This is a genomic window from Cylindrospermum stagnale PCC 7417 (assembly GCF_000317535.1).
Lineage (GTDB): Bacteria > Cyanobacteriota > Cyanobacteriia > Cyanobacteriales > Nostocaceae > Cylindrospermum > Cylindrospermum stagnale.
The window spans coordinates 5082728-5098923 of the sequence record NC_019757.1; the positions used below are offsets into that span (position 1 = coordinate 5082728).

General features: G+C 44.3%; 13 protein-coding genes, 1 tRNA gene and 1 pseudogene. 9 read left to right on the forward strand and 6 right to left on the reverse strand.

Features of this window, described 5'->3' with window-relative positions:
• Window positions 1-222: 222 nt before the first annotated feature.
• The 3 genes from CYLST_RS21225 to hisF all read right to left on the reverse strand — a co-directional run bounded on the left by CYLST_RS21225 (window position 223) and on the right by hisF (window position 1469).
• A tRNA-Ala gene (locus CYLST_RS21225) sits at window positions 223-295 on the reverse strand.
• Window positions 296-404: 109 nt separating this feature from the next.
• Entirely contained in the window at window positions 405-596 is a 192-nt protein-coding gene (locus CYLST_RS21230) for a hypothetical protein (protein WP_015209798.1), read from the reverse strand.
• A 99-nt stretch (window positions 597-695) separates the two neighbouring features.
• The gene (gene hisF / locus CYLST_RS21235; RefSeq protein ID WP_015209799.1) at window positions 696-1469 is read right to left on the reverse strand and encodes an imidazole glycerol phosphate synthase subunit HisF; all 774 of its coding nucleotides are present in this window, start codon (window positions 1467-1469) and stop codon (window positions 696-698) included.
• 216 nt (window positions 1470-1685) lie between these two features.
• On the opposite strand from hisF, the gene ruvB reads away from it, so the two are divergent.
• Both ruvB and CYLST_RS21245 read left to right on the forward strand, forming a co-directional pair.
• Entirely contained in the window at window positions 1686-2789 is a 1104-nt protein-coding gene (gene ruvB / locus CYLST_RS21240; RefSeq protein ID WP_015209800.1) for a Holliday junction branch migration DNA helicase RuvB, read from the forward strand.
• Between the two features lie 131 nt (window positions 2790-2920).
• Window positions 2921-3727, forward strand: a complete 807-nt coding sequence (locus tag CYLST_RS21245; RefSeq protein ID WP_015209801.1) for a tetratricopeptide repeat protein — start codon at window positions 2921-2923, stop codon at window positions 3725-3727.
• Window positions 3728-3938: 211 nt separating this feature from the next.
• Here CYLST_RS21245 and CYLST_RS21250 read toward each other — a convergent pair whose 3' ends face one another.
• Window positions 3939-4727: a TIGR01548 family HAD-type hydrolase gene (locus tag CYLST_RS21250; protein ID WP_015209802.1), complete on the reverse strand. Its 789-nt coding sequence runs from the start codon at window positions 4725-4727 to the stop codon at window positions 3939-3941.
• A 235-nt stretch (window positions 4728-4962) separates the two neighbouring features.
• Between CYLST_RS21250 and CYLST_RS21255 the strand changes: the two genes are divergently transcribed.
• Window positions 4963-5262: a 30S ribosomal protein PSRP-3 gene (locus CYLST_RS21255; RefSeq protein WP_015209803.1), complete on the forward strand. Its 300-nt coding sequence runs from the start codon at window positions 4963-4965 to the stop codon at window positions 5260-5262.
• Window positions 5263-5273: 11 nt separating this feature from the next.
• On the opposite strand, the pseudogene CYLST_RS33605 reads toward CYLST_RS21255, so the two are convergent.
• Together CYLST_RS33605 and CYLST_RS21260 are read right to left on the reverse strand one after the other, a co-directional pair.
• Window positions 5274-5729, reverse strand: a pseudogene (locus CYLST_RS33605) (WD40 repeat domain-containing protein); the annotation flags it as partial.
• A 6-nt stretch (window positions 5730-5735) separates the two neighbouring features.
• Window positions 5736-7871 (reverse strand): SPFH domain-containing protein, encoded by a 2136-nt coding sequence (locus tag CYLST_RS21260; protein WP_015209804.1) that lies wholly within the window; start codon window positions 7869-7871, stop codon window positions 5736-5738.
• A 612-nt stretch (window positions 7872-8483) separates the two neighbouring features.
• Between CYLST_RS21260 and CYLST_RS21265 the strand changes: the two genes are divergently transcribed.
• The 6 genes from CYLST_RS21265 to CYLST_RS32445 all read left to right on the forward strand — a co-directional run bounded on the left by CYLST_RS21265 (window position 8484) and on the right by CYLST_RS32445 (window position 16186).
• Complete coding sequence (locus CYLST_RS21265; protein WP_015209805.1) at window positions 8484-8687, forward strand: hypothetical protein; 204 nt, start codon at window positions 8484-8486, stop codon at window positions 8685-8687.
• A 36-nt stretch (window positions 8688-8723) separates the two neighbouring features.
• The gene (locus CYLST_RS32440; protein ID WP_015209806.1) at window positions 8724-10016 is read left to right on the forward strand and encodes a polymorphic toxin type 50 domain-containing protein; all 1293 of its coding nucleotides are present in this window, start codon (window positions 8724-8726) and stop codon (window positions 10014-10016) included.
• Between the two features lie 2 nt (window positions 10017-10018).
• On the forward strand, window positions 10019-10318 hold the full coding sequence (locus CYLST_RS21275; protein WP_015209807.1) for a MafI2 family immunity protein: 300 nt from the start codon (window positions 10019-10021) through the stop codon (window positions 10316-10318).
• Window positions 10319-10681: 363 nt separating this feature from the next.
• Window positions 10682-10906: a hypothetical protein gene (locus tag CYLST_RS36065; RefSeq protein ID WP_245587415.1), complete on the forward strand. Its 225-nt coding sequence runs from the start codon at window positions 10682-10684 to the stop codon at window positions 10904-10906.
• Between the two features lie 465 nt (window positions 10907-11371).
• Complete coding sequence (locus CYLST_RS21285) at window positions 11372-11575, forward strand: hypothetical protein (protein ID WP_015209805.1); 204 nt, start codon at window positions 11372-11374, stop codon at window positions 11573-11575.
• A 36-nt stretch (window positions 11576-11611) separates the two neighbouring features.
• Window positions 11612-16186: an eCIS core domain-containing protein gene (locus CYLST_RS32445; protein ID WP_015209808.1), complete on the forward strand. Its 4575-nt coding sequence runs from the start codon at window positions 11612-11614 to the stop codon at window positions 16184-16186.
• Window positions 16187-16196 lie beyond the last annotated feature (10 nt).

Here is a 16196-nt window from a genome sequence, read left to right on the forward strand (position 1 = left end):
CACCAGGTTTCTGTGTCTCGGCATAAATTCACGACCGAAACCACCGACTGTCAACCGTTGCCAATGATCAACTTATGCTATGGGGGCGATGTCGCACAGCCCATATCCTTGCGAATTATCAAAATACTTTCTGTGTCAGACTTTCATCGCTTCTAGCAATGTGACTACAGCTTTCTGTAACGGTAGAGTTAAACTCCCGCTCACAATTCTTAATTTTTTAAATGGAGCTAAGCGGATTCGAACCGCTGACCCCCTCAATGCCATTGAGGTGCGCTACCAACTGCGCTATAACCCCTTACAGTTCAATACTACTTTAATTTTTACTTAATTAGTGCTAGTTTGTCAAGTCATTATTAATTAAATCTGAACTATATTTTTTTGCTCCTGTGCAGTTGCTCACTTCCTTAAGAAACTTGCAACAAATAAGTCATACAGTGCCCCATGAGGAAATATACTACCAACATCGCCGCAGCGGCTAGGGCTACCAGTGTACCAGCCAACATCAAAGAAAATTCTTTATACTGGTAGGCTTTTTCCATTAGGTGCAACGACCAGGCCACTAGTGCCACATCAAAAACTAAAATAGGAATCAACATATTTCTTAATATTACTTCATACTTTTGAACTTATATTAACACCCTTTTGGAAAACTGTGTCTAACCTGAGATATATGTAGGAGGTTGACACATCTCCGCTCAACAGGGCAATCTTACTGGTACAGAGCGATCGCGCAAAAAGTTCTTGATCTGCGCTACGCTGAGTTGTCCATAATGTAACAAGGATGCGAGTAATGCGGCTTCGGCTTTGCCTTCTGTCAAAGCAGCGTGGATATGTTCACAATTGCCTGCGCCACCAGAAGCAATAACAGGAATTTCTACCAATTCAGCGATCGCCTTTGTCAACTCCAGGTCATAACCTGCTTGAGTACCATCAGCATCCATACTCGTAACTAACAGTTCTCCAGCTCCCCGCTTCTCCATTTCTTGCGCCCACAGTAAGGCATCAATGCCAGTATTCTCTCTGCCGCCACGCACATACACATCCCAACCAGGGTTACTAGGATCAACTCTTCGTCTAGCATCAATTGCAATCACTATGCACTGATTACCAAAGCGATCGCTTGCCCGATTAATCAAGTCTGGTTCGCGTACTGCCGCAGAGTTAATACTAACCTTGTCTGCACCCGCTCGTAACAAACCTTTAACATTTTCTAAGGATTGGATGCCGCCACCCACAGTTAACGGAATAAAGACCTGTTCTGCTGTGCGGTACACCACATCAATAATCGTGTCCCGGTCTTCATGAGTCGCCGTAATATCTAGAAACACTAACTCATCAGCACCGGCTTCGTTATAGACCTTAGCTAGTTCTACCGGATCGCCTGCATCTTTCAGGTTGACAAAATTAACTCCTTTGACAACCCTGCCCGCCTTGACATCCAAGCACGGTAAGATTCTTTTAGATAACATAATAAATTTTGCACTCCTGGTAATTGTCTGGAATTTAAATTCTAAATTGCCTGGCGTGTTTCCAGCCGAAAATTTTCTCATCCTTGCTTATTCTCGTGATTGCGGCGTAAATGGGGATTCTTTACTGGGGACTGGGGAAAAATTTTCCAATACCCAAACCCCAATATCCAAACCCCAACACCCAAACCCCAAACCCCAAACCCCAATAGCTGAGTTATGGCGATCATCTCCTCGAAAAAACAGCCTCCAGAACCCGACGACAGACAACCAAAGCAGCGACGTGCTGCGGTGACAGCAGCACCCCAGGAAGATATGCTGCGGCCCGAAGCTAAAGAAGATGAACAAGGTAAGCAGGAAGAGAGTATTCGTCCCCAGCGATTTGCCGATTACATTGGCCAAAAAGACTTAAAGGATGTGCTAGATATTGCCATCAAAGCGGCTAAGTCTAGGAGTGAAGTACTGGATCATTTGCTGTTGTATGGCCCGCCAGGGTTGGGTAAAACCACAATGGCGATGATTTTAGCCTCGGAGATGGGGGTAAATTACAAAATAACTAGTGCGCCAGCCCTAGAACGTCCACGGGATATAGTCGGGCTATTGGTAAACCTCAAAGCTGGAGATATTTTATTTGTTGATGAAATTCATCGCCTCTCGCGAATGACTGAAGAAATTCTCTATCCAGCGATGGAGGATTACCGCTTAGACATTACTGTCGGCAAGGGTTCCAGTGCTCGGATCAGAAGTATACCCTTGGTCAAGTTTACCTTAGTGGGTGCCACAACTCGTGCAGGTGCCCTGAGTTCACCATTGCGCGATCGCTTCGGCTTAATTCAAAAACTGCGATTTTATGAAGTTGATGAACTCAGCCAAATCGTACTGCGAAGCGCTCAATTGCTCCAAACCCCCGTTAGCAAAGATGGTGCCGCCGAAATTGCCCGACGTGCTAGAGGCACGCCACGTATTGCTAATCGCTTACTAAAGCGAGTCCGTGATTATGCAGAGGTAAAAAGCTTAGGAGAGATTACCGAAATCGTCGCCGCCGAAGCACTGCAACTATTTCAAGTAGATCCCTGCGGTTTAGATTGGACAGACCGCCGGATGTTGAGTGTGATGATTGAACAATTTAATGGTGGACCAGTAGGCTTAGAAACAATCGCCGCCGCCACAGGTGAAGATACCCAAACAATTGAAGAAGTATATGAACCTTACCTGATGCAGATTGGTTATTTAAACCGGACTCACCGTGGTAGGTTGGCAACAACCGCTGCGTATAAGCATTTGGGATTCAAGCCACCGAATGAGCAATTATCTTTGCTGTGAAAAACTGGGTTATGGGTTATGGGTTATGGGTTATGGGTTATGGGTTATGGCTCTTTTCTCATCATCAATGACCAATGACCCATTACCAATGCCCTATGATTAATTGTGGACTGCACACCACAGAAATCTAAATGATTAAGTTAATTGGTATTTTTCTCAGTCTGTTACTTGTGTTTGGCTGGGGTAGACCAGTTATGGCACAATCCCAACCTTCCAGTATTTCTCAAGAGCAGTTACAACAAGGGGATGAGTTGGCAAATCGAGCTTTTGCAGCCACTAATCAGGGGGACTTTGCCACAGCCGAACGCTATTGGACAGAAATTATTGAGCAATTTCCTGCTAATGCTGGGGCTTGGAGTAATCGGGGAAATTCCCGTGTTAGTCAGAACAAGTTGCAAGCAGCACTGACGGATTACAACAAAGCTATAGAATTAGCTCCCAATGTTACCGACCCTTATTTAAACCGTGGTACAGCGTTGGAGGGTTTAGGAAAATGGGTTGATGCGATCGCCGATTATAATCATGTTTTAGAACTCGATGCCAACGATGCAATGGCTTATAACAATCGCGGCAATGCCAAAGCAGGTTTAGGAGAATGGCTGGATGCGATCGCTGACTACAAAAAAGCAACGGAAATCGCCCCAAATTTTGCTTTTGCCCGTGCCAACTACGCCCTAGCCTTGTATGAAACAGGTCAAATAGACCAAGCTCTCCGCGAGATGCGGAATATCGTCCGCAGATATCCCAAGTTTGCCGATATGCGTGCCGCCTTGACAGCTGCCTACTGGGTAACTGGACAAAAAGGCGAAGCCGAAAGCAACTGGGTAGCCGCCTATGGACTTGATAGCCGCTATAAAGATATGGACTGGGTGAAAAATATCCGCCGTTGGCCTCCCAGCATGGTAGCAGCTTTGGATAAGTTCTTGAAACTCCAGTAGTGACTTTTACAGCCAAAAGGCATAAATTCATAGGTCGAGAATTGCCGCTCTAGAAAGCGTTCTGGTCTAAACTGCTGTGGTTCTACATGGAAATAGCCAGTACTGTACCCGGCTCTGAATGAAAACCCATTAGCTCAACTGGCTCTTTCACTTGTGGTGAAAATGTCGTTATTGAAACAGGTTATTTCCCAGAAAATATTAATGGGGCGTTTCAGCTTTCTAGTGCCTGAATTTGCCGAGGAGTCAATTCCTGGACGTTGCTAAAAACCACCGCTGCTCCAGCTGCGATTAGTGACGATTCATAGGCATCACGACGTGCGGCTGTTTCCTGGACGTGGGGTGGTAACACCCCAACACCAATCCAAGTACGAGAATCATCCAAAACCCTGGCTTTTTCTACGGTGTACATATCTGCTACAGTATCTCCCACGTAGAATATAGTTTGGATTTTGTCAAGTTCAGTTTCCAACTGGCGAATGGTGGCGAAGAGTCCAGTGGGGTCAGGTTTACCCGGTGCATCTTCCATTGCAATTAATACTGGAGACTGCAAGCCGAGGCGTTTTTCTAAAACATATCTAGCAGAAGCACGAGTAGCACCACTGAAAAATCCCCAAAAAATCCCAGCTTGGGTAAGTTGATCTAAATAGCTAGGCTGTAGCAGTAAGGGTTCATCACAGATATACCCTGTAAAATTGTTAGGGTCTGTGCCTCGGTAACGGGACTGGAAAAAGGCCACGATTGTTTTGTAGTCTAGTTGTAGTTGTTCGCGGGTTTGCCCTTGAGTTTGAAAGTAGCGGTAAATTAATTCTTGGGAGGCTTCCCAATCGTTATTCCAAATGCCTTCAGATTTCAGTTGATCAATATCTAACTGTGACGGACGATGGGCTTGGGCGGTAAAATGCTCTACAGTATCGGCGATCGCACGGCGATAGGAGCCGCTGACATCACGCACAACGCCATCAATATCGAAAACAACGATTGCTCTTGTTTGTCCAGTCATGGATTAGTTAAATTTAAGATTGCTTATTTTTCTTTTTTTGGCTGTAGACTGTCAACTATTGACCAATTCCCAATGACTATTTCGTCATCTGGTGAGTATTGGGTTAAAATAAGCGATGGCATAGCCCAACCTAGGCATCGCAAAGCGTGTACGGAAAAGGCACATTTGTCGCCATCCCCGCTTGTGCCGATCGCAAAATTACTAAGTAATGCCCGGATATTTCCCGGAGGTGTAATTGACCAAGTTCATTTTAAAAATTCTTTGGTTAGACGAAAACGTCGCCCTAGCAGTTGATCAAGTTGTCGGCAAAGGCACCAGTCCTTTGACAAAGTACTTTTTCTGGCCCAGAAATGATGCCTGGGAAGAGCTAAAAAAAGAGCTAGAGTCAAAACACTGGATTACTGACCTCGATCGCGTCGAGTTGCTTAACAAAGCAACAGAAGTGATTAACTACTGGCAAGAGGAAGGCAGAAACCGTCCGATGGCCGAAGCACAATCCAAATTTCCAGAAGTTGCCTTTACAGGTAGCGCTTGATTCTTGTCTAATTAACTCCCCTGCTGTTCCACAAGTTGCCATAGTTTGATGGTCTTGTCCCTGCTGCCACTTGCAATCAATTGTGCAACAGGGCTAACAGCAACGGCAGAAACTGAGTCTAGATGACCGCCTTAGAGTAGTAATTTCTTCGGCTTTGCTGACCCTCCAAAGTTTAACTGTCTGATCCCAACTCGTACTGATCAGCGTTTCACCATCAGCGGTAAAAGCCACCGCCACCACCGACCAGGAATGGACTAAGAGTGTGCTAATTAGCTGACGGGTGTTGACGTTCCAGAATTTAATTGTGTTATCGTCGCTACCCGTTGCCAAAATTTTCCCGTCGGGACTAAAAGCGACCGTCAAAACCGCCCATGCGTGACCTGAAAGGGTGCTTAAAAGCTATAACATGGGCGGTTTTGTCGTGTTTCTTCAGTATTTTCCCAGTCGTTTAGCTGCCAGAGCCTAATTGGATGTTACTTATCGTTAGGTAATTCCAGCACTATCGGCGGATTACCATTTTGGGCGATGCCTTTGGCGGGCGAAGCCATCGCTTGTATTTTATTAACTACAGGTTCTGGGTGCAAAGGCGTGGGTGTGCCTTCACTCGGCTTACCCGTTTGATTTTGATTCCACAAAATCATCGACAGCAGCCCATCCACCAAGCCGTTAGTGCTGCCGTTGCTGCCACCAACAAGGATATCGGGAATTAAGCGGACATGACCATCACCGATAATTTGCATCAACTGCATTGCTGTGTAACCTTGAGTTCCCAAAGCTTCCACACCAGTACGGTAGGTTTCGGCTTTGGCGTTACCTGTGGCGCGAATACCTTCAGCTTCGGCAATTGCCCGCATTTTTGTTGATTCTGCTTCCCCGTTTGCTTGCTTAATTTGCGCTTGGGCTTTCAAGTCAGCAATCTGCACACTCTGCTCAGATTTCACCATTTCTTGCTGAATATTAGCCAGGGCTGTCTCCCGGACAAGTTGCTGGCGTTGAGTCTGCGCCATCTGCTGGACTTCATAAGTTTTGCGTTCTTCTTCGGCAATTTTCCGGTCTGTCTGTGTTTGCATTAGCGTCGCTGGCGGCTGAATATCACCGATGAGGGTATCAATCGCTTGCACGTCATAAGCCCGCAGTGCTGTTTTAATATAATCAGCCGCTTCAGCTTGTCGCTCACTCCGGGCAGTGAGAAAGTCTAATACAGTATAGTCTTGAGCGGAGTTGCGGAAATAGTTGCCGATGGTCGGTTCTAATACATGGTCTACCAAATTTTGCATCACACCAACGCGGGAAATTACCTTCGGGGCATCTAAAGCGCCAACGTGGATAATTTGCGCCACTTCCAAATCGAAAGCGAACCCATCGCGCGATCGCACAGTTAGGGATGCTAATTTAGCATCATAGCTGTGGCGTTCGGTGCGACCAGACCAGTTTAAAACGATGTTGGTCGTTGGCACCAATTCAATCTTCATAATCCGGGAATTAATCGGATGCTTACCAGGATACAGAGGTTCTACCCACACACCCTTATGTCCCTGATTCACCAAATTACCGTGGGTGAAAGCTGCACCGCTGACATCTTGATTAGCCTTACCAACGAAGGAAATCACCACACCCACATACCCAATCGGAATTTCTGTCATCGGCACTTGTTCAACCTGGACAAACCAAGGATTCAAGTTCCAAGAACCAGAAAGTAAAGTCTGCTCTTGCAAACCCCGTCTTCCACCACCGTTAATAAATTTCTGACCATTCTGAAAGTTATCGTGTTTCTCAATTATTGGCCCTGCGAGTTCACCAGCGGTAATGGGTAAACCATCCAGGGTGGTGACGATGCCTACTTTGTCAGATGCCAAATTGTACACCCGCAACTGTTCTGGATTCATCCCCTGAGTGGAGGCATTTGACGCCAGGATGACTTTAAACAGGGCGGTGTTGATGCGGTATGTACCTGCTGTGAGAAAACCCATTTGCCGACCTTTTTCCCCGCCGTGGGTGAGGAATTTCCGGGCATCTTGGAAGTTGTCACAATCAACGACTTTACCTAAAATGCGCTCCGGTGGGTTGGATGCGCCATCTGCTGCCACAATCAAAGCAATTTCACCTTGGGGGACAACAACTACCTGCTCTTTTCGCACCGAATACTGCCAAGGCCAATAACCCCAATGCCAACCAGGTGCTAGAGTATCTGCCTGCAAGCCTGCCTCACCGTCGAGGGCAATTAACCTTCCGGCAGGGAGTCCGCGCCCGGAAAGGGTGAATTTTCTCACCACAATGCCGACTTCACGTTCACTGATAACCACCAGTCCACCAAAGAACAGGGGGACAAAGATGACGAAACCACCTACTAACACAATAGGAATTAGCGTAAACGGCTCGATTCCCATTGCTTGATATTGAGTCCGGCTGCTGGCTAACTGGGTAGTGGTGGGTTTGATTTGAGCCGGTTGGACTGATGCCGCAGAAACTTCTTTTACAGTAGGTATTTTTACAGTAGCAACTGCCGAATTAATACCGCCGGCTAGTGCTAATGTCGCTACCACAGAGGCCGCCAAACGAGCTACTTTATTTTGTTTACTCTTACCAAGGGAAGATGAAAAACTTTTCATAATATGTGCCCTTCAGGGCAACTAATTACCCACGTTATCACTTCACAAGGGTCGAGCTTGTTTTCTTAAACTTGGCGTAATTCTTTTTAGCACTCAGCTATCAGCAGTCAGCCTAACAGCAGCGCAGAGTGCTTTGGTGCAGATCGCATTGCCAAGGAGCATTCAAAGTCTGTAAATCTTGAACCAAAACCAGTACCAGCGTCTGAGGATGAAATCTGGAAGCAACACGATATGCAGATGGATAATTATTTGAATCCACAAGCCGTTGTTTCAACATAAGAATGCATACAAGCTACCCCAGAGGGGCAGCTGTCTCTATAAAAATCACATTGATTATTGACTTACAAAATCAAGCTTTTTTTCTTTTACTCAGAGAAAAATATAAAAAAACAACATAGAGTATATACTGAGCGACAAGACTAAAAAATATTTTCTATAAAGCTGTTGAAGCAACTGAGTGAGTCAGCAGCAGAGAACTATAAGTTTAAACACTTGCTGCCGTTGTAGTTAGCTTGTAGTTGTTGGTGCTAGTAAGTTGGGTGAAAGGCGGAAATCATCAAAACTGATATCTGGCAATAACTTGTAAAAACTTGGACTTCGAGGATTGGGTAAATGTATAGCGGGCAACACAGAACTTCCAAGAAATCTGCCAATTCCTCTGACAAAGCAGTACCTAGTCAGTTTGCACCGCGCGGCTTTGTCGTTCAGCCAAAAACTGAAGAAGTAGCGCCCCAACAAGACCAAACGCCAGAAGAACAGACTCAAAAGGAAGAGCCAAATCAGTATAAAAGTGGCTTTATAGATAGCTCAAAATAGAGACCTGGCCCTCCAGCTAGGACACCAAGAATTCAGATGAAGCTTACCCGTCTTCAGCCTGGGGATATGTATCAGCAAGAGCCAGTCTCATCAAATCCTGTTGCTATTCAGCCTCAAGCCAACACAGATTTATCCCCAGCCCAAAATACAACATTGGAGCCATTCGAGAAAGCTGACGAAGTATCAAATGAAGCTGTTGAAATCCAGCGTCTGAGCGAGCCGGGAGATAATGGTGATACAGTTGAGCCGCAACAAGATATCGAGCCTCAAACGGAGACAACAAACCCTACCAATGCAGAGATAGGTATTCAGCGTGCTTGCTCAGAGTGTGAAGCCGAAAAAGAAGAGAAAAAAGATACAGGAATAATTCAGGCTAAAGCACAAATAGCTGGTTTCAATAAAAACCTATTTAAGCCATCACTTTTAAATCAACCAACTCATACCCTTCAAGCTAAAACCCTTGAAGAGCAAAGTCCAAAATCTGCATTAAACAATAACAATCAGAATGAATTTTCACTGACAAAGCAATCACCTACCCCGCTTCCAGCTAAAGAAATTTCCAGTCAAAATCCTCAAATAGTCCAAATGATGCCCAAGCCCAAACCGGGCAGCATGACATTACAGGAGGCACAACAAGCTCTAAAAAGACTTAACGGCGAACTGGGTTTAGAATTAGCGCAAACAGCAGCCGATTTAGCTGGTTTAGCTGACCCAACACCGATTTCTGATGGCGTGGGTGCAGCAATCAGCATCGCCAGAGGTGATTATGTTGGTGCTGGATTATCTCTCATCTCGATGGTTCCTTATCTGGGTGATGCAGCTGGCAAACCGATAAAAGCTGCTCGTAATGGCAAAAGAATTCTGAAACTCAGGAAGGAAATTGCTGAATTAATACAGATAATTGAAAAACTTAGTCCTGAGGCGAGGAGAGCATCTGGCAAGACAGGAGATGCAGTTACTCAGCAAATGAAGAGAGTTTTGGAACCAACTCTTCAGAATCCTGTGAAAAAGCCTGTCAAAGTTTCGCAGTCTCATTTGAAGATAGAATCAGCGAAGCAAGGTAAGCACCAAGCAGGACACAATAATTTTATACCAGGGCGTAGCGCCTTTACTCACCCAAACCCACAGCAATTAGTTAATAAATTTGCAGGTAAAGGGCAACCAGCTAATAATTATCAAAAATTACAGCCTGGGTATAGAGAGCGTGTAGATTTTGGTGAAGTTATTGGCACATACTCTGATCCAACTACAGGTAAAATGTTACCCACCAGTAAAGGCATAATACATTATAGTAAAAATGGTGTTCATATTGTTCCTTCAAAAACATAACTATGACCAGTATTGAACTAAGAAATCAGGTTTTACTTTCTCTTCAACGCGCCTTACTAGGGGAAATCACTTCTAATGTTAGAGGAATAACCTGTAGTTGGGACACATCTAAAATTACAATTGTTTGTTATTTACAAGGTGATATAAGCGAGTATATTGAAGAATCAATGGAGTGTGTAGCTACTGAGGTAATGGCAGACTTTCCTGAGCATGAAGTTGGGATTGAGTGTAAAAAATTGGATGAACCTGAATCATTAAACCCATATACATTATCTGCATGGGTTTATCGAAGGAAAGAGTAATTTAACAAAGCAATCATCTTTAACTCAATAGAAAATAATAAGGTAAACTAATAAGTTTTTGCAGACTAATTATGATAATAGTTTTAAATAAAAATGTAAATTATAAACCAAAAACTCTGCTTATTTTCTAGAAACAACTTAATTGATTTTTAAGCATTGTTTTCATTACAGATAACGGCAATTACCGTCTTTATATAGGTTGGCTTGAGGTACAAAACCTAACATATCTTATTGGTCTTAGTAACGCACCTGAAAAGGTACAAATGTTTCATTACATTCCTAATATACCCTACTGAGTTTAAACTTGGAAAAGAGGTAAAAATGAAAGTTAATATAGGGTATCTATACGATATTTTAGCAGGTATGATCGAGGTCCAGTATTGGGATAATCTACAGATAGAAGATTACTTAGGTTTTATTGAAGATTATCAACAGGTCACTGAAAGTCAACGCATTGCCCTCAATGCCTTAGAGCGAGAATCATCTTTCCACCGCAGTATTCGCCAAAAGTCTCGGCGAGCCGCGATGAATGATCTGTATATGGTTTCTGTTTTGGCGGCGGCTCTTCCACACTCAACACTCTGCTAGAATCCACCTGTCAATTGGTTTTGAGATGCGCTAACCCTGACGCCAGAACCAGCGTCTGAGGATGAAACCTGGAAGCAACACGATATGCAGATGGATAATTATTTGAATCCACAAGCCGTTGTTTCAACATAAGAATGCATACAAGCTACCCCAGAGGGGCAGCTGTCTCTATAAAAATCACATTGATTATTGACTTACAAAATCAAGCTTTTTTTCTTTTACTCAGAGAAAAATATAAAAAAACAACATAGAGTATATACTGAGCGACAAGACTAAAAAATATTTTCTATAAAGCTGTTGAAGCAACTGAGTGAGTCAGCAGCAGAGAACTATAAGTTTAAACACTTGCTGCCGTTGTAGTTAGCTTGTAGTTGTTGGTGCTAGTAAGTTGGGTGAAAGGCGGAAATCATCAAAACTGATATCTGGCAATAACTTGTAAAAACTTGGACTTCGAGGATTGGGTAAATGTATAGCGGGCAACACAGAACTTCCAAGAAATCTGCCAATTCCTCTGACAAAGCAGTACCTAGTCAGTTTGCACCGCGCGGCTTTGTCGTTCAGCCAAAAACTGAAGAAGTAGCGCCCCAACAAGACCAAACGCCAGAAGAACAGACTCAAAAGGAAGAGCCAAATCAGTATAAAAGTGGCTTTATAGATAGCTCAAAATAGAGACCTGGCCCTCCAGCTAGGACACCAAGAATTCAGATGAAGCTTACCCGTCTTCAGCCTGGGGATATGTATCAGCAAGAGCCAGTCTCATCAAATCCTGTTGCTATTCAGCCTCAAGCCAACACAGATTTATCCCCAGCCCAAAATACAACATTGGAGCCATTCGAGAAAGCTGACGAAGTATCAAATGAAGCTGTTGAAATTCAGCGGTTGAGTGAGTCAGGAGATAATGGTGATGATGATGCCAACTCGCCGAATGGGGGAACTATTCAACGTGCCTGCTCTCTATGCGATTCGGAAAAATCACTCCTCCAAACGAAACTCACCATAGGCGCACCAGGGGATAAATACGAGCAAGAAGCCGACTCAATGGCAGAACAGGTGATGTCAATGGACACACCGACTGTTCAACAGCAACCAATTGGGCACCAAGGTGAGGAACAGGAAGAGTCCATCCAGAGACAACCAATAGCAACATCTATTACTCCACTTGTTCAGCGCTTTACTGAAGTTATTCAACGCCTCACAGAAGAAAAACTTCAAGCCAAAGCAGCAGTGCAAACAAAAGGTGAAGGTGGTGCATCAAGAGCAACACCAGACTTAGAAAGTCGGCTGACAAGTCAAAAAGGTGGGGGAACCCCCTTAGATAAAGAAACACGCTCCTTCATGGAACCACGTTTTGGCTCCGATTTGAGCCAAGTACGTGTGCATACAAACTCTACAGCCGTACAGATGAACAAGGAGTTGGGCGCACAGGCATTCACTCATGGTAATGATATATTTTATGGTGCTGGTAAAACACCAGGTCAGAATGCCCTAACAGCCCACGAATTAACCCACACTATCCAGCAGACAGGTGGGGTGCAGCTACGTCGTCAACCAGAAAAAGACAATAAACAACCCAGGCTGTCGCAGAAAAATCCTCACACAATTCAAAATAAATTAACCACCGACATACAGCCACGAATTCAACGGAAAACTGACCCTGGTCAAATTTTAGAACAATTAAAAAATACCCCTCCCAGCAACGCTTCCACAGCTTACGACACAGCACAAGCCAATTCAGCAACCGCATGGTCAGAGCAAAAGCAAGAACTAGAAGCATCTATCCCGCAAATTCCCGCCCCCACAGGATTACCAGCTAAAAACTCTCTTGTAAAACAACCTCCCCAAACAGCAGTTAAAGCAGATAACAATAAAGAACCATTGCTACCAAAAGGGGAGAAAGTACCAGTTGCACCAAACCGAACATCACAGTCAGATGCTAATGTCCAAATTGCGCCACCTCGTCCCATCACTCCTACACAAATAGCAGGGGGAAATACTGCTAAAACGGGCGAAACAGCAGATAGTAAACCAGATGCTCAAGTTGCAGCTAGCGCTCAAAATGCACTCAATAGCGTTAACCTCGACTCCAGTCAAATTAGCACCCAAGCCGGAACTGCCCCCACAGTTAACTTGACTGATGCAGCTATCAATCCGGCACAATTAGATAGTGAGCAACAAACAGCTAATCAACAGGTACAACAACAGAAAGCCAAATCTGCTCAAGAGATTAATAAAGATTATGGGGAGAATGATATTTTCCCTAAATCAAGTGATGAAACAATCAAAGCTAATAAGCAGCTAACTTTGGCAGAATTTCCAGGGGCTAAGGGTGGCAAACAACCCACCATTCCCCCAGAAATTGCTGCTAACTTGGATCAATCTTTAGCACCACAGTTTCAACAACGCATTGGTGGAGAACAGGAAAAATATATTGTTGGTAAAAATAAGTTTGACCAAGATACCGCTAAATCTCGAACCGATGCAGACACAGAAATTGCCAAGCTAAATCAAGACACCAGTCAACAACAATTAGAGTCCCAAAAGCAAGCACAATCTCAAGTCACCGCCGCCAAATTAGAGTGGCAAACTGAGTTAGATAATGCAGATAAAGATTATCAAGACAAAGCAGGTAAAGCCACTACTGAGCAAAAAGGCAAGATTGATGCCGAAAAACTCAAAGGTGATGCAGAAGCTTCTAAACATCTAGCTGACGCTGAAAAAGAAGCCGAGCAAAAGAAGCAAACAGCAGAAAATGAGGCTCAACAGAAAAAAGATGAAGGTCAAAAGAAATCTGGTGGGTTCTTAGGCTGGCTAGCTGATCAGGCAGCAGCATTGATTGATGGAATTAAACAAGCAGTTAGCTTTATTTACGATAAGTTACGGGAAGGCATTAAATTTATCTTTGAAGCAGCGAAGAAATTAGCAATAGCTGCAATTGAACTGGCACAAAAGGCAATTACTACCTTAATCCAAGCTTATGGAGAAATTCTCAAGGGGATAGTTAATCTTGTTTTTGCTGCCTTCCCAGAAATAGCCAAGAGAATTAACAACAAAATTGACCAAGCGGTGAACACTGCGGTGCAAGCGGTAAATACTGCCGCAGACTTGTTAAAGAAAGGTGTGGCTGCGGCTTTAGATTTCTTGGCGAATACCTTGGATTCGTTGTTAAAACTTGTTCAAGACATCTACAACGGCATTTTCACTGTGATTGGGATGATTATTCGCGGTGAATTTGGGGAATTAATCAAGAACTTGACCAACTTAGTAGAAGCCGCCGCCGCCGCCCCTCCCCAGTTTGAAACCGCAGGTTTGGAAGAATTGCTGGGTGGGAACCTGGATGAACCCCTATCTCCCGCAGAATTAGCTCAGGCTGGTATAGCAGCACCAGGAGCCAACGGTGGCGCTATGGGTGAGGGTGGAACAAACGCAGAATTGCCCCAAGCGCCTTGGACTCAAGACAATGTAGGAGTTGATGCGGTAGAGAATAATATGCAACTTTCGCCAGAGCTAATGGCGGAATTAATGCAGCAGACAAAGGGTGAAGGTGAGGTGGAACTTGGTGCTTCCAATGATACCAGCCGCACGATGGAAGCGATAATGTCGGAAGCTACAGGGGGTAAGGAAGGAGAAGTTCAGGAAGGAGAAGTTCAGGAACAGAAAAATCCTGATGATGGACTCTCACCCAAACAACGGGCAGAAGTTCGCTGGAACTTAATGAAAACAGGGATTTCTCAGTGGTGGTCAAATAACTGGCCCACTGTGTTACTGGGAACAACAGCAGCTATAGGTGGTTTTATCGCCCTGAATGTCGCTACTGGTGGGGCAATTACCGCAGCTTTACCGGCAATTATGAGTGTAGTCGGGCCTCTGTTTGCTGGGGTGACCATTGCCCAAATTGGTGGTCATATCCGCGATTATCTCGCCAAAGGTTGGGCAGGTGATATTCAAGGTGGTGGTAAGAGTTTAGCGAAGGGACTGGCTGCGGGAGCAATTGAGCTTGTTTCTTACTTGACCTTTAAGGCTGGAGGCGCTGCACTCAAGGGTGCGAAAGCTGCGGCGAAGGGTGGTGTGAAACTTGCTAAGGGTGCAATGAATTTAGTTACCAAGGGTGCAAAATTTATTATTGAAAAAGGGAAGGTTTTATTTAAGGGAATTGCGGGAACGGCTCTTGGGAAGGGGTTCAAGCGGTTGAAGGAACTTGGCGCGGCGCTATTGGAGCGGATGCGTTTTAAAAAGTTGAGAATTCGGGTTGAAAATCGGCGGTTTAAACTGGAAGGGGAGATTAATCCTTGGGTACTTTTAGCGACTGGGGAACTCCAGTACTATGACGCAAAAGACTTGACACGCAGTGGAACTGGGAAAGGAAAATATCAATTAGGTGAGAAATTTACTACAAGGGGAGGGGACACAGGAATTGTTGTTGGTAGTAGCAAGAAATTAAGTAGTTCTGTTGAGGAACTAAATAGATACCTTCCAACACTGCAAACAATAGTAGACGGTAATGGAATACCAAGAAGTCAGATTCCAGATTTGTATGATTTTCTGGGTTCAAAGGGCCTAAAATACTTAGCAAATAAAACCGATGATGAGGTATTAGCGGCCTTCAAAGCCGTACAACTTGAAAAACTAGATAGTGGTCATAGTCTTTTTAGTCATGGGCCACAGGTATCTCATCCAAAGATGAAGGAGCGTCTTAAAACAGGTTGGGCACCAGAAGGATGGGAACAGCCTAGAAGATGGTCGCCTACTGGAGGTTCTTCTAAGTTTACGAGCTTTAAAGATTGGCTTCAAACACGAGAGAATGTATTTGATGCAGTTAAGGCGAAATACGGATTTGACCCAAGAGGAAATACACCCCCTCCTCCAGGGGTTCCCAATCCAATTAGACTCACGGTAAAACATAAAGATGCAGTTGGAGTAGGACACTTAGGACATCCAAATTCTAAATACAGGTCTCACATTCTTAGAAGTCCCAGTTCTGGTACTGTTCGTCAAGTCAGTCCGGGAACTCCAGGTGCAGTTAATAAACATTATAAATTATTTGAACCTTCGTATAAAGGCTCAAATTTAAGAGAAGCTACTGGTGGAAAGGATAAGTTTAATTTATTTAATCAGACACAATTCAGTGGAAAGACTGACATTACCAGTACAGTTATTGAGTGGGATGGTCATCGCTGGAAATATATTAGTCACTTTCCAGACTCTAAAGTAGAATTCCAACAAGTATCTGGTTCATGGACACTTATACCTAAAACTGTAACTATTGACTATGTAGTACCATAGGTTCTTTTGA

What these genes read in the sequence shown, in the direction of transcription:
- CYLST_RS21230 (WP_015209798.1), bottom strand. Translation starts at nt 596, where the DNA reads ATGTTGATTCCTATTTTAGTTTTTGATGTGGCACTAGTGGCCTGGTCG.
- hisF (WP_015209799.1), bottom strand. Translation starts at nt 1,469, where the DNA reads ATGTTATCTAAAAGAATCTTACCGTGCTTGGATGTCAAGGCGGGCAGG.
- ruvB (WP_015209800.1), top strand. Translation starts at nt 1,686, where the DNA reads ATGGCGATCATCTCCTCGAAAAAACAGCCTCCAGAACCCGACGACAGA.
- CYLST_RS21245 (WP_015209801.1), top strand. Translation starts at nt 2,921, where the DNA reads ATGATTAAGTTAATTGGTATTTTTCTCAGTCTGTTACTTGTGTTTGGC.
- CYLST_RS21250 (WP_015209802.1), bottom strand. Translation starts at nt 4,727, where the DNA reads ATGACTGGACAAACAAGAGCAATCGTTGTTTTCGATATTGATGGCGTT.
- CYLST_RS21260 (WP_015209804.1), bottom strand. Translation starts at nt 7,871, where the DNA reads ATGAAAAGTTTTTCATCTTCCCTTGGTAAGAGTAAACAAAATAAAGTA.
- CYLST_RS21265 (WP_015209805.1), top strand. Translation starts at nt 8,484, where the DNA reads ATGTATAGCGGGCAACACAGAACTTCCAAGAAATCTGCCAATTCCTCT.
- CYLST_RS32440 (WP_015209806.1), top strand. Translation starts at nt 8,724, where the DNA reads ATGAAGCTTACCCGTCTTCAGCCTGGGGATATGTATCAGCAAGAGCCA.
- CYLST_RS21275 (WP_015209807.1), top strand. Translation starts at nt 10,019, where the DNA reads ATGACCAGTATTGAACTAAGAAATCAGGTTTTACTTTCTCTTCAACGC.
- CYLST_RS36065 (WP_245587415.1), top strand. Translation starts at nt 10,682, where the DNA reads ATGATCGAGGTCCAGTATTGGGATAATCTACAGATAGAAGATTACTTA.
- CYLST_RS21285 (WP_015209805.1), top strand. Translation starts at nt 11,372, where the DNA reads ATGTATAGCGGGCAACACAGAACTTCCAAGAAATCTGCCAATTCCTCT.
- CYLST_RS32445 (WP_015209808.1), top strand. Translation starts at nt 11,612, where the DNA reads ATGAAGCTTACCCGTCTTCAGCCTGGGGATATGTATCAGCAAGAGCCA.